The sequence below is a fragment of the Leptolyngbya sp. PL-A3 genome (genome assembly GCF_039962325.1).
Lineage (GTDB): Bacteria > Cyanobacteriota > Cyanobacteriia > Elainellales > Elainellaceae > Vacuolonema.
On sequence record NZ_JAMPLB010000020.1, the window covers coordinates 76,973 to 90,747 of the forward strand.

The following is a 13,775-nucleotide window of genomic DNA, read 5'->3' on the forward strand; positions in this document are numbered from 1 at the left end:
ATTGAAAACCCAATTTTGTAATTGTGGCGGGCGAAGCTTGCCGTAATCACAAAACTGGAACATACCCGATATAAGAGATGAATATGGAACGACGTTCTGCATTCATCTCTCGTCCCTCGTTATTTCAGGTGCCGTCGAAGGCTTCTCTATATCCCTCAGGTTAATATTACTAACACTCCCTCACAGGAGCATCGTACTGCGGTATTTTCTCCTGTATAGCTGAAACTTGGGTTCAAGTATGGTACAGCGATCTTCAGCTCCCGATAGTTCACTCGTCTGGTCGAAATTGGGGTTATGGGGGCTGCGGCTGGCGATCGCCTGCTGGCTAATTCTGACCCCTCTCACCTGGGCTAGGAGTGCCTGGGCGCAACCGTCTGTAGCGCAAATTCCTGGGCTACCTGAACTGTCGGGGATGCCAGTCGGTGAAGGGGGGGTAGCATGGCTAATTTGGTTAGGACTGGTGCCTGGGTTAGCACTCATCCTACGGTGGATATGGCAACGGCAACGTTCTGAAGTGCTATCTGGGGTTGTTGGGATAGGTTTTATGTCCGCTCAAACACGGGATCGTCTGCCCCTCACAAATGATTTAACAAATGTTTCAGCTCAGCCAGAATCCCAGGAGTACACCGCTTCAGGTGCGAATGGCAGTATGGCCCAGGAGGCGAAAATCCGAGAGGCTGATAAGCGAGTAGCAGAGTTGGAGGCTGAAGGCGATCGCAACCGCGCAGCTCTGGCAGCGGTCGAGCAAGCATTAGAAACAGCCCATATCCAACATCAAAAGGTTGAAGCTGAGCTAGAGACATTGCGGAAACAACTCCAATCCAGTCTGATTCAGTATCAGGAAACAGAAGAACATTTCCATCACCGACAGGCGGCCTTAATGACTCAGGTAGCCGAACTGGAAGGGCAGCGAACAGCCCTCACAGCCCAGGTTGCGGATTTAGAGCAGCGACAGGAGACACTGAAGGCTGATCATGGCCAGTTACAAGCCGAGGTATTGCGGCTCCGCCAGGTGATACAGGATTCAGAGGCCGGGGCGTTACAAGCTGCCCTGGAGTATGCGGAGGCAGAAACCTTCCGGATGCAGCAGGAAGTGGCTGCTGTGCGATCGCATCTCTCGTTTACCCAAGGAGAAACAGCGGTTGCCGAAGCTGATCGTGCAGCCCTGGCGGAACAGTTGGCAACGGTAGAAACCATCCGGGATGCTCTACGGATAGAGTTGGCTACGTCTGAAGCTCAACGGGCTGAATTGCAAAAACAGGTAGCGGCGGCAGTGGCCGAGCGTCTGGTATTTCAAGAACAACTGTCAGAGGTAGATGGCGATCGGCAGCAATGGCAGGAGCGTCTGTCGGAGGCCGAAGCCTACCGAAGTAGCTTGCAAAAACAGCTGGATGTAGTGGAAGCCCATCGGGTTGTCTTGCAGGACCAGTGGACCACCTCTGAAGCTAACCGAGAGCGCCTTCAGGCCGCTCTGGAACAGGCAGAGAACCATCGAACGGAGTTACACCATCAATTCGAACTGGCTCAAACCGCGCAGGTCGTAGCGGAATCTACCTTGACTGAAGTTCAGCGACAATTGGTGACAGTGCAGGAGGAGCGAGATACGGCGATCGCCCAACTCGCCTCCTTACAGGAACAACTTCAAACCGCTCTGGCTGAACGAACTTGCGATCGCGAAGAGCTGAACCGCTTACGGGGACAACTGGTCACTCTCCAGGCCGAACATGCTCTATCGCCAGAACGGGCAGACCTTCTAGCACAATTGGAGGGGGCTCACACTCTCCAAGCGGATCGGGATGCTCAGATTGATGCTTTACATCAGGCTCTAGAGACTGCTCAGTTCGATAATCTAGTGCTGCGCCGTAGCCTTACTCAGGAGCAAGAGCAGACGGCGATCGCCCGCAATGAAGCCGAACAAGCTCTGAAAATGTTGGAAGGGCTCCAGGCCGACTTGATGGCGGCACGGTTGGAAAGCACCAGCTTGTTAGCGGCAGCAGAGGTGGCGCAGTGGGAGCGCGATCGCCTTCAACAAACTCTGGGCAGTTTACAAGAGGCATTATTGGGTTATCGCCCTGAGCATGGGGTCGAGGTAGATGTTGCCGCACTGAATGAGGCAGCGGCTCAGCAACGGGAGCGGGTGCAGATGTTGGAAGCAGCGATCGCTCGACAACAAGCTGACCAACTTCAAATGGAGGCAATTTTGTCAGATTTGCGTCACCAGTTGGAAGCGGCGCACGTGACTAGAGCCCAACTCGAAGAGGAAACTGCATCCTTACGAACCCAATGGGAGCAAGGCTTAGATCATTACAGTAGCCTGGAGGCCGAATGTACGGCTCTACACCGACAACTCCTCATGCTTCAGGCTGAACGCTGGGTTTTAGAAGCAGATTTCGCAGCGGCTCAGGAGCAAATTCAAAATTTTGCCTTGGAACGAGCTGCTGCTGTTGCAGAACAAGCAGGCTTGCAGGGGTTGACAGTGGCACTGCAAACAGAAAAAGCGGATTTAGAATTTTCTCTGGCTTTGTTGCAGGAGCGTATTGCAGAAGTAGAAGCCGCTTTGGCTGCTGCTGAGAGCGACCGTAAAGCCTTTCAGGAACAGGTACAGCGCTTACAAGGGGAACAAGCGGACTTGCAGAATGAAAAAGCTGACCTGGAGGTAGGGTTGGCGATCGCTCAAACCCAAATTTCTGAGTTGGATACCCTTGCCCTAACAGCGAGTCAGGAACAGGCTGAGATTCTGACAAAACTTGATGGGCTACAGCATAAAAATGCAGAACTAGAAACTGAGAAGATGAATTTGGAACGCGATTATGGTGTCCTCTTAGAACAGAGCCAGATACTTGAGGAGAGTCTAAATCAGGCCACAACAGAACAGCAAAAACTCCTGCAAATTAAACAGTTACAGGAGCAGGAGAAAGTCACTTTAGAAGCAGAAAATGTATCATTGCGCGATCGCTCTCAATATCTTGAATCACAAATATTTCAAATATCGTATGAACGTGATGAATTACAGAATCGCTTAAAATATTTGCAAATAGAAAAGAATAGTTTAGAACAACAGAATTTTACACTCAAAGCTCATTTTGAAGAGATGCAACGGCTTCAAGATGAGTTATCAAAAACACAAACACTGGTAGAGGCGAGCGTTCGCTTACAGGCTGCTACTAAAACTGCAACGCCCACTCCTACCCCTAATACGGCGTCTACAAAGAAAACATCTGGTAAAAAGGCGGAGGTTTCGACCTCTGATCGGGATTCCTTCCAACAGATTCGAGGGATTGGCCCAATTTACGAAAAACGCCTGTACGACGCTGGAATAACTACTTTTGCAGCATTAGTCGCTCAAAGTCCTGAACGAATCCGCGAAATCATCCAATCCAAATCACCGAAAGTTAACCCCGAATCGTGGATTGAGGATGCCCAAAAACAGCTCGGTAATGCAGAGCAAAACTAACCATTGATAGAACCTTTTGGGAAAATTCCTTATGGATGGTTTTCCGTGTAATCCTGCTGTTGAACTGCCGCCAGCCACTGACGTAATAACAAGTAAGGTTAAATGCACACAACAAAAAGCAAGGTGACGCAAAGCGTTACCTTGCTTTTTGTTGTGTGCATTTAACACGACATGATATAAGTCTGGGAGCCACATAGCCTGAAAAGAGTTATGGGGGTCCAGGCAGCCGCTTTGCTGCGAGAACACTCACCTTCGGCAGTGGCTCCAATTTGCGGATTCACTCATCAACCAAGAGACCCAGCCATAAGACCTGTCCCACTTCTCATTTCAGGTCAGACTCTCGCTAACTGGAAAACGATCCATGCTACGAATGGCAGCGATCGCGCTCCGTTTCAACCGCTCAGACACATGGGGCACATGAGGAATCTGGGATAGGAAATCAAGGGTGCGTCGCAGCACACGGACCACATCTCCCTCATCCAAACTGGTGTTGGCGCAGAGCTGTTGCCAATCTACTCCATGTATGGGAGTCGTTTGGGAGGAGGGATCAATTGCAGCTTGCTCTGAGGCAGTGGGTTGTCGCCACACATCTCCCAACACCCACTGTTCCACGAGAGCGATGAAATCGTATTCCAGCCAGACGGGCAGAGCCACCTGATGACGGTTTTGCAGCCGTATCAAGCGGCGGCGAATATCTCGCAATTCCTCCAGGGCTTCTTCCACCTCAATGGATATATTGAAGGCGTTCCACACATCCGGGCGCGATACTTCGGTGACCAGGGCCGCACAGGCAGCAGCCAGTTGGTGCGGTTCCAGGTGATCCAGTTCGCCAGAGGCCAAGGCAAGACCCAGCCATAGCTCGTTATCCCCTCGAATAGCAGCGGCAATTTGTCCCAGTTCTGTAGGAAAAACACGTCCATCCGCATCCGAAGGATGGAGCCCATCGAACTCCCGCAGAATTTCCATGAGCTTGGTAAATTCTTTCCAGTAATACTGGCTGTGCTTGCTGAGCTTGACGCGGCGATCGCGCAACTCATCCTCCAACCGTTGCAATCGATGGAAGCGTTTGAGCAACTGGGTCGGGTTGCCCCACTGCTGCACCGGATGATTCGCTAACTCCCGTTCAAGGGAATCCACCAGGTTTTGCTGCTCCTGTACCTCTGGAGCCGACTCAGCGGTGTGGCTGAGATCAGGAATGAGTGCGGCGACAGCGGCAGATGCTTTATCCCCACTGCGGCTCTGGCCCGGTTTGAGCGGGAGTTCTGGTGGGGGTACCAGATGGTCAGCCTGGGCCAACCGCGGAATTTCGGCATGAAGTCCGACGACGTCGTGAACGGTGACAACATGCCAGCGGTTGTCAGGGGAAAGACAAATCAGGTTGGGAAATTGACCCGAACCGGGTATTTTTGCTACCAGGGTAGCGGCTAGCGGAGTATGGACAGGAACGTTTTTGCCTTTTAGAGAGAGGAGGGTACCGGCGATCGCAAACGGCAACGCCAGCAGCAAATCCCGTGACTGTAGCTCCATCGCCTGCTGCTGCAAAATCTTCAACAGACGGCGCTCCTCTTTCAGTCGCCCATTCAATTTCTCAAATTGCTGCAACTGAGCTAAATCGGCATGGGCAATCTGGGCTTGCTGATGGTCCATCTCCCGTTCTACATCGAGAATGCCCTGTTGCTGCGGTTGCAGGTGAAGGGTCGCGAGATACTGCCCAAAGCTTCGCTCGATCAGTTCTCGGGCTTCATCCACCGTGTGGATTTGCAGCAGGTTCAGCACCATGCCATAGCTGGGAGTAAACTGGCTCACCAGCGGATCTGGACCCACCGTCGCCAGATGAGCCGCCTCCTGTGACCCTTCAAAGGGGGTTTGTACGGTGACGACATGGCCCTGGATGTCCATACCCCGGCGTCCGGCGCGGCCAGCCATTTGCAGAAATTCGGAGGCGGTCAGCAACCGATGGCCGTCATCGGTGCGTTTGGAAAGGCCAGAAATCACCGTGGTGCGAGCAGGCATGTTAATCCCGGCAGCCAGGGTTTCTGTGGCAAAAACGACTTTAATTAGCCCCCGTTGGAAAAGTTCTTCGACCAACACCTTCCATGCTGGCAAAATGCCAGCATGGTGGGCGGCAATTCCCCGATAGAGCGCATCTATTTGGTGTGCGCGGTTAGCATCCGGGTTGCGGGCCAAAAAGTCGTCAATGTGCTCTTTGAGCTGGGCTGCTTCAGCTGGGGAGACAAGGGAGCGGCCGCCCATATCTTTAACGGCGCGATCGCACCCCCGGCGGCTGAAGATGAAATAGATCGCCGGCAACATATCCGCCTCAGCCAAGCGACTGACCACCGAGGAAATGGTAGGAGCTTCTTGCCGCTGAGGTTTGCCGTTTTTGCCTTTGTTATTCTTGGCGCGCTTTTTAAGACTGGGGTTGATCGCCGTTTTGGTGTCGTTGAGCAGCCGCACAATGCCATTGGGATAAACATAGTGGAACTCTAGGGGCACCGGGCGGTAGTCGGAGTAGATCAACTCCGTAGGCCCATGTACCTGGCGAATCCAGTCCGTGAGTTGCTCGCTGTTGGCAATGGTGGCCGACAGCGCCACCAGTTGAATTTGGGGCGGGCAATAAATAATGGATTCTTCCCAAACCGTGCCGCGTTGGCGATCGTTCATGTAGTGGCACTCATCCAGTACCACGGCCTCCAGCCCCTCTAGAGAGGTGCCCATCTGGCCAATGGGGGTGCCATAAAGCATGTTACGAAAGATTTCCGTGGTCATGACCAGAATGGGGGCATCCCGGTTGATGGAGGTGTCGCCTGTGAGTAGCCCCACGTTATCTTCACCATAGGCATTACGGAAATCACGTAGCTTCTGGTTTGACAGCGCTTTGAGCGGCGTCGTGTAAAACACCCGGCGCCGTTCTGGGGAGCCTGCTGCCGCTAGAGCTTCATTGTGAGCCAGGGCACGCAGGATGGCATATTCCCCTATCAGGGTTTTACCGGACCCTGTGGGGGCGCACACCACTACCGATTTTTCGGCATTGAGAGCCTCGATCGCCTGCAACTGGAAGTTATCCAGCTCAAAGGGGAACCACTCTCGTACGTTGAATTCAGCCGTTGGAGAAGATGTATTCACTAAAGTTCGCTATTCTCCGTTCAGTGCCATCATATAGCAGATGATATTTTCAAAGGTTGGTTGACCTTCTAACGTCCATTTTGGTGCATCAAGCGAAATTCAGGGCAAGTAATCGCCAAAGCACTGTTTTTGATGGAAGCATGAAGTCCTGCTCTGAGCATGGCGATCGCCCAGTGGCAAAGGCTTTAATCGAAAAGAAGCGTCAGTGTCTAGATGTCCGCTCCACAGGAACTTCGAGACGATTGCTTTGTCCTGTGTAGCAGTGCAGCTACTAGGCGGGGAATTTCAATGGCAATAGGGCAACGGTTGGATCAGTTGAAATCTATGAAGCAGATTTTTTCAGGGGAGCTACTTTCATGGTTGTGGCTGGGCAAAAAATCGCCCAGGCTCTTTTCACGGTACTGGCCTGCTCCAATACAGCGTTTGTGGAACAACGGCATGGCAGGTTTGCTAGCGCTGTTGCTGATGCTGGGGCTGCTGCAACTGGGAATTGGAGATTCGCTTGAGAATCTGACCTATGACACGCTATTTCAACTGCGAGGTTCGGTGCCCTGGAGCTCCGATGTGGTGGTCGTAGAAATTGATGAGTCGCGCACTTCAACGGAAGGACAGTTTATGGGGTCGCGCGATCGCCTGGTAGGGCTGCTTAATATTCTGGCCCAGGGAAAACCTAGCGTCGTTGTCCTTGACCTGTTGCTGTCGGAATCCACACCGTCTGATGGGGAATTGGCAAAGGCTATGGGGCAGTTTAATCGCATGGTGCTGGCCCAATCTTGGGACGAAACCGGCGCTCAAATTCCTCCTACATCGAAGCTGCGAGAGGCCGCCTGGGCCATCGGGCACACCGAACAACAGCGGGAACTGGATGGATTGGTGCGAAAAATTCCCCTGAAACGAAACGGTTTACCTGCGCTGTCAGTCGTGGCGATGAGTGCCCATCAGGGCGATCGCAGCCTGCAATTGCCCGATCGCCTCAACCGCCCCCTGTGGATTAATTGGGCTGGGCCTGCCGACATGGCCCCCCACTATTCTCTGCTCGATATTCTCAGTGGCAAGGTATCCCCTGAAGTGTTTGCCAATCGCATCGTGGTGTTGGGGCTGACGACCCCTACTTTAGATGCCCTGCAAACGCCCTTCGACCGTGACCCACCTACCAGTGGCGTTTACTTACAGGCCGCAGCTATTGGGAACCTCTTGCAAAATGACGATCTAAAACGCCTGGGTGCAGGTTGGATTGTACTGATTTTGCTATTGGGAGGGCCAGGGCTCAGCTGTTTGGTCAGCCGTTGGCGAGTTGAACGCTTGCTGTCTTTTTGGGCAGCCCTGTGCCTCAGCTGGGGCCTACTGGGCATTTTTTTGTTTCACTGGGATTATTGGATTCCCATTGCGATGCCGCTGCTTCTGCTAACGCTAACCACGGCGGTCGTTACCCTCAAAGAACAACTGCGGGTCAATAGTCTGTTGCGCCAGAGCGAGGAGCGTTATGCCCTGGCGGTGCAGGGCTCCAATGGTGGTTTGTGGGACTGGAATCTGCAAACGAATACGATTTTCTTCTCGCAGCGATGGAAGGAAATGTTGGGGGAAGAAGGGGATGGGGTAGACGATCGCCCAGAATCCTGGTACGAACGGGTGCATCCTGATGATTTAGCCCCACTCCAGGCTAGTATTCAGGATTACCTGGAGGGCAGGCGAAGCGAGTTTGAAAATGAGCATCGGCTCCGCCACCGGGATGGTTCTTACCGCTGGATGCTTTGCCGAGGGGTAGTGGTGCGCGATCGCCACGGCAACCCTTATCGTATGGCGGGTTCGCAGCTCGACATCACTGCCCGCAAAGCGGTTGAGGAGCAGCTCTGGCGTAGTGCTTACTACGATGATCTAACGGGATTGCCCAACCGCGCTTTTTTCCTGGATCGGTTGAAGCGAGCCATTGTGGCAGCTGAGAAGAATGCGCTCTATGTCTATGCCGTGTTGCTAATGGATGTGGACCGATTCCAGGTGGTCAATAACAGCCTGGGCAATGACATTGGTGACCAGTTATTGGTGGCGATCGCCCGGCGCCTCAAGGGGTTTTTCAATTTGGAGTCGGTGATTGCTCGTCGTTCGGGCGATGAATTTATTGTGCTACTGGAGAATGTAGAGCATCCCGGTGATGCAACTCGGACGGCCGAGCAAATTCAACAGATCCTGTCCCTGCCGTTTCACCTGGATGAACACGAGGTTTATATTACCGTCAGCATTGGCATTGCCATTAGCTCGACCCGGCATAAAAACCCTGAGCATTTGCTCCAGGATGCGGATACCGCCATGTATCGGGCGAAGGCAAAGGGTAAGGCGCGCTGCCAAGTGTTTGATCCAGACATGCACAGCCGTATGCTGGCCCGCTTAAAGTTAGAAAATGACCTGCGCCGAGCGATTAGCCACGAACATCGCTGGGTCGAGGATCTGGAGGAGGAGGGCAACCAACATCAAGAGCTCATGCTCTACTACCAGCCCATCGTGAATCTGGCAACGTCTCGCATCCTTGGCTTTGAGTCGTTAGCCCGCTGGCACCATCCCACCATGGGTTTTCTTCCCCCCAGCCGATTTATCACCATGGCGGAGGAAACGGGGCTGATTATTCCCCTGGGCTGGTGGATTTTGCGTCAATCCTGTCGGCAGATGCAGGTCTGGAAGAATCAATATCCCGACCTGCCACCTTTAACCATTAGCGTGAATCTAGCAAGCCGACAGTTTTCTCTTCCCAATTTGACCCACGAGATTCAGAGCATCCTGGAAGAGACTGGACTGCCCCCCTCTTGCCTGAAGCTAGAAATCACCGAAGGCACCATTATGGATACAGGACAGGGCGTCATCAATGTTCTGAATCAGCTGCGATCCCTCGGTATCCAGCTATCAATTGATGATTTTGGAACCGGTTATTCTTCCCTCAGTTATCTATCGCGCTTTCCCATCAACACCCTGAAAATTGACCGCTCATTTGTCTCAAAAATGGATCTGGGCCAGGACAGTGCTGAGATTGTGCGAACGATTGTCACGCTGGCCCATAACCTGGGCATGGATGTGACCGCCGAGGGGGTTGAGACGGAGGAGCAGCGCCGCTACTTGCTTGAGATGGCGTGTGAGTCGGGGCAGGGTTACTACTTTGCCAAACCGTTAGACACGGATACAGTCTCCGAGTTGCTGCAGCAATGTTCGCCTCTGGATTGCTCCGTTCAGCGACAAAGCAAAGGATAGGGGAGAGGCGGAGCACCGCTCTGCCTCTTTCCTTGAAGTACAAAGAAAGGGATAGGGTGTGGGATGAAACATCCCACACCCTATCCCTTTTGTACCGAACCAATTCACACTGGGTTGTATAGCTGCGGGAGATTACGAACGGGTTTCTTCATAGGCGAGGGTGGAAATCCCTTTTTGCTCAGTGCAGCCTGTGACAAAGAACTCCACACTCACTTTGCCAATCTTTAGTAGATCGCCATCCCGTAAGGTCTGACGCTCCATCTTGTCGAGGCGTCGAGTGTTAACCCAAGTTCCATTTCGGCTACCCAGGTCGGTAATAAAAAAACCGTTTTCGGGATGATAGTTCAAGATAGCGTGGCAACGAGAAATAGAGGTATCTGGAATGCGAATGGCACAAGTTGAACTGCGGCCAATGGCCCATCCCGAAGATACGGTTGTAATTTCTACCTGCTTTAAGCAACTCAGGTTAGTGGCTAAGCAAACGCCTTGAATGGCTTGAACTGCCTGAATGAAGTATTGGCTAGCTTGACATCGGCGCGCTGCCTGGCAGACCCAATGGACTAAGGGGGCCATTGAATCATTAGAGGTGTTGCTGTCCAAATTCAACATTTCTGAGCTATCTACAGAAAATTCCAGGAAGTCATGCGTCAGGGTGTGACCAAGATTGTCATTATTCATGAATTTCAGCTCTGGAATAGGAGGTCAAGCAAAAAGCACAAAGGCAGGGCAAGCCTGTGAGTACTCTGGCGACAGGAGTCTTTTAGGTCCTAGTAGAAGCGATCGCCTACTTTGATCGGCGAAAATTACCCTTAAAATCCAGAAAAAGCAGTAGCATCTTGTGCTGGATGTCGTAGCAGCGAGCTTTATGGCAAATTGGCCCACTACTGTTGGGAACAGGTCAAATGTGAGGAGTTGTGAAGAGTTGCACCCACTAACCGGAGATGAAGATCCGAGAAGACCCTGTAGAAGAGCAAGTTTACCTATGGCCCTATTAATTCATTTTTATAACAATTCGGCAAGCAGTGACATCCGGTATTTTATTGAACTTTTACATAGACTATAAACAAATTTATTTCTTGCAAGAATACTGCTATTTGCCATCTGTTATTAGCGGTGAAATCCTTACCCCGTCTTGGGAAACAATGATTTTATAATTCAAATCATTCATACAAATAACAGTAATTCTTGGGCGAGAACTATTTAGAGCAGTACTCCAGAGAATTTTTGAGATCCTTGATTCTGCGTAGACGAAGTATGGGGAGAATCGAGATCTTAAAAAATCTTCAGAGTATTGGTTTAGAGGATTAACCACGGGAAATTTCTAACCTCCCAAGCCTTAACCCCATTGGTGTTAAGATTTGGGCTAGAGTTTTTCCGGATTGCCCCATTACTCTGCCATTGTTTCGCTAATTCTACGCTGGGTTACTAAGGTTTATGAGGTCGTATTTGGCTGCCGCTGTACAAATGAATAGTGTTCCTGACGTGGGCCGCAACTTGGCTCATGCTGAGGATTTGATCGATCTAGCGGTTCGCCAAGGGGCCGAACTGGTGGGTTTACCTGAGAATTTTTCATTTTTGGGGCTTGAAAGTGACAAAGTCACTCAAGCCCCAGTGATCGCTGAAGCCAGCGAAAAGTTTCTCAAAACTATGGCCCAGCGCTATCAGATCACCCTGCTGGGGGGCGGTTTCCCAGTACCGACGGAAACCTCTGAAAAGGTTTTTAACGTTGCTCTCCTGATCGGCCCGGATGGGCAGGAACTGGCTCGCTATGAAAAGGCCCACTTATTTGATGTGAACCTGCCAGATGGCAACACCTATCAGGAATCAAAGAGTGTGCAATCGGGCAAGCAATTGCCACAGGTGTATCCCTCCAAGGAGCTCGGCCACCTTGGATTGTCGGTTTGCTATGACGTGCGTTTTCCGGAGCTGTATCGACACCTATCGCACATGGGAGCTGAGGTGTTGTTTGTTCCCGCAGCGTTCACTGCTTATACAGGAAAAGACCACTGGCAGATTTTGCTCCAGGCCCGTGCCATTGAAAATACCTGCTATGTCATTGCTCCAGCCCAAACTGGAAAGCACTATAGCTTGCGACAATCTCATGGTCACGCAGTGATCATTGACCCGTGGGGATTGGTGCTGGCTGATGCAGGGGAAGAACCGGGGGTAGCGATCGCCTCCATTACTCCCAATCGTTTAGAGCAAGTACGTCGGCAAATGCCTGCTCTTCAACATCGGGTATTTGGCTAATCTTTGCTCTGTCGCATTAGTGGATGGAGGATGAAATACGCATCCACTAATGCAGCTTTATTTGCTAGCAAGATAAACATTGGTGCGATAAGCCATATGAATCTGGCGATCGCCATTCTCATCTAGCTCCGCCCATTGCTCAAATAGATAACGGAGGCGATGCAGCATGTGCTCGTGGGCGTCTCCTGATTTGGGAACGTAGGAGGCACTAAGACTGAGGCCGATCAGTGCGTCGTAGGTCATGGGGCGGAGCCAGTCGAAGTAGTGGGTCTGGTAGTTTTTGAACTGAAGGGCATGGGCCAGAGCTTCAGAGGATTTATAGTCTGTAATAACTTTGATCTGGCGATCTGAAGCATTGCAGATAATGGCTTCATAGGATTCGGTGAAGCGATCAATGGGTTTGCGCTCGTTCCACAGTAACGCGACTCGGCCACCGGACTTGAGGATCCGGTGGAATTCTGCAAGCGCTGCCTCGGCCTTGAACCAATGAAAGGCCTGGCAGCAGGTGACAAGGTGGACACTGGCATCCGGTAAACCTGTCGCTTCGGCGGTGGCTGCTCGGACGGCAACCTGAAGGTGGGGTTCTGTCGCGGCGCGCATAGCAGCGTTGGGTTCAATAGCCCACACGGTCAGACCGCGATCGCCCAACAGCCGAGCAGAAATCCCAGTGCCTGCACCAATATCGGCCGCGATCAGGGTGGTGGGATCGCCTAAACCACGGAGCAGGGTGGCGATCGCCTCTGGTGGATAAGTGGGGCGATAGCGGGCATAGTCTTGAGCGCGATCAGAAAAGCGCCCCAGAGGATTTTGCTGGTGCAGGGGAAGCAGGTCAGGAGTCATAGGTCAAAGCCTTGAGACAGGGGTAATATCTAGTGCAAAGGAGATTGCTCAAGGATATCAGTGTCTCCGTTATGGATTCATCATGTTGAGCTGGGCCGTTTGTATAAAGGGCGTTTTGAGAGTAAAACCAGTACTGCTAATCGCAACATTATCGAACGTGGTGTGCGATTGCTGACGCTGATAGGTTGGATGCTGGCTTAAATAAATGCTGAGGGTGTGGGCGACATCTCCCCGCGTCAAGGGTTTGTCGGGATCGAGGCGGAGGTCTTCGCTTACATTGACCCACCCTTTAGATATGACAGAGGCCAGAGATGGCTTGGCCCAATCCGGAACCTCTCTCGCATCGGGGAAGCGTTTCAGAATTATCTCAGCTTCCTGGGGAGAAGGCGGAGTGGCTCCGTAAGCCTGGGCGATCGCAGCAAACCCTTCGGCACGGGTTACGGTTTGGTTAGGCCGGAAGTTCCCACCAGGGTAGGTGGTCATGACTCCTGTTTGTATAACGCTTTGAATTTCTAAGTAGGCCCAGTGGTTGGCAGGAACATCATTGACCGATTTTAGTTGATGGGAAAGTCGCACATGCGACGATTGGCGATCTTCAACATCAAAGGCCTCAACCAGGATGGCCGCTAGTTCAGCCCGAGTGAGCAGTTTATTCTTCTGAAGCTTATTACTCACTGACTGACGTATAGTTCCAGCGTCAACAAAACTTTGTTCTGGTCTGGATTGAAGTGGCTGACCGACTGTTGATGCGATCGCCAACATTAACGTCAGTATGGCGGCTTCGCGGAAGCGTCCCATCCTCACATCCTCTTTCGATTTCGTCAAGATTACAGCAGGATATTCAACGGCTCAGTCCGTGAATTCATCTGTT

The 13,775-nt window shown here is 51.9% G+C and carries 7 protein-coding genes; 3 read left to right on the forward strand and 4 right to left on the reverse strand.

All coding sequences use genetic code 11. The annotated features are described in order from the left end of the window. Positions 1–238: 238 nt before the first annotated feature. Complete coding sequence (locus NDI52_RS16655; protein ID WP_190770542.1) at positions 239–3,454, forward strand: hypothetical protein; 3,216 nt, start codon at positions 239–241, stop codon at positions 3,452–3,454. Positions 3,455–3,781: 327 nt separating this feature from the next. On the opposite strand, the gene NDI52_RS16660 is transcribed toward NDI52_RS16655, so the two are convergent. Beyond that, entirely contained in the window at positions 3,782–6,580 is a 2,799-nt protein-coding gene (locus tag NDI52_RS16660) for a DEAD/DEAH box helicase (RefSeq protein WP_190770543.1), read from the reverse strand. Positions 6,581–7,018: 438 nt separating this feature from the next. Between NDI52_RS16660 and NDI52_RS16665 the strand changes: the two genes are divergently transcribed. After that, positions 7,019–9,814 carry an EAL domain-containing protein gene (locus NDI52_RS16665; protein WP_190770544.1) on the forward strand — a complete coding sequence of 932 codons (2,796 nt, stop codon included), beginning with the start codon at positions 7,019–7,021 and terminating at the stop codon, positions 9,812–9,814. A gap of 132 nt (positions 9,815–9,946) precedes the next feature. Here the strand turns inward: NDI52_RS16665 and NDI52_RS16670 are convergent, their stop codons facing one another. Beyond that, positions 9,947–10,492, reverse strand: a complete 546-nt coding sequence (locus tag NDI52_RS16670) for an FHA domain-containing protein (protein ID WP_190770545.1) — start codon at positions 10,490–10,492, stop codon at positions 9,947–9,949. Between the two features lie 756 nt (positions 10,493–11,248). Here NDI52_RS16670 and NDI52_RS16675 point away from each other — a divergent pair. Next, entirely contained in the window at positions 11,249–12,064 is an 816-nt protein-coding gene (locus NDI52_RS16675; protein ID WP_190770546.1) for a carbon-nitrogen hydrolase family protein, read from the forward strand. Between the two features lie 57 nt (positions 12,065–12,121). Here NDI52_RS16675 and NDI52_RS16680 read toward each other — a convergent pair whose 3' ends face one another. Beyond that, a complete protein-coding gene (locus NDI52_RS16680) occupies positions 12,122–12,904 on the reverse strand; it encodes a class I SAM-dependent methyltransferase (protein WP_190770547.1) in 783 nt (260 codons plus the stop codon). A 69-nt stretch (positions 12,905–12,973) separates the two neighbouring features. Further along, positions 12,974–13,702, reverse strand: coding sequence for an S-layer homology domain-containing protein (locus NDI52_RS16685; RefSeq protein ID WP_190770548.1), 729 nt, complete (start codon positions 13,700–13,702; stop codon positions 12,974–12,976). Positions 13,703–13,775: the final 73 nt, after the last annotated feature.